The 574-nt window shown below is 40.6% G+C and carries 2 tRNA genes; both read left to right on the top strand.

The window, feature by feature from the left end:
• Positions 1-169: 169 nt before the first annotated feature.
• Positions 170-246: transfer RNA gene (locus ACJ2A9_RS23755), tRNA-Ile, on the top strand.
• A gap of 215 nt (positions 247-461) precedes the next feature.
• Positions 462-537, top strand: a tRNA-Ala gene (locus ACJ2A9_RS23750).
• Positions 538-574: the final 37 nt, after the last annotated feature.

Here is a 574-nt window from a genome sequence, read left to right as displayed (position 1 = left end):
GTTTTGCACATTTTGTGTGAAATGACGCTTGTGCTTTTTGTTCAGTTTTGAGAGAACTATCTCTCGTTAGTTTAGAGTTTAGAATGTAGAGTTTAGAGTTGCTTCTTGTGTAACTCAAAGAAGGTTTTAATTCTACATTATAAATTTTAAATTATAAATTAAGTTTTATGGGCCTATAGCTCAGCTGGTTAGAGCGCACGCCTGATAAGCGTGAGGTCGGTGGTTCGAGTCCACTTAGGCCCACCATAAATGTAATGTAAAATTGCTTCTTGGGTAACTCAAGAAGGTTTTAATTCTAAATTCTACATTATTAATTCTAAATTCAACTTGGGGCCTTAGCTCAGCTACGAGCTAAACTTCTGTGAATCGCTACGAGTTGTTTCGACGCAGCATACATCGAAGCAATGCAAGTAGAGGAAGAAACAGGGGAGACCTCATTGAATAATCATCAATAATACTTCGGGGCCTTAGCTCAGCTGGGAGAGCGCCTGCCTTGCACGCAGGAGGTCAGCGGTTCGATCCCGCTAGGCTCCACCAAATTTATTTAAAGCAATACAAGAAGTAACCACGTTCC

Source organism: Anaerobacillus sp. MEB173, assembly GCF_052119505.1.
Lineage (GTDB): Bacteria > Bacillota > Bacilli > Bacillales > JBJMAU01 > JBJMAU01.
Note: the sequence above shows the minus strand (reverse complement) of the source record. Positions and strands in the feature narration are given on the sequence as shown.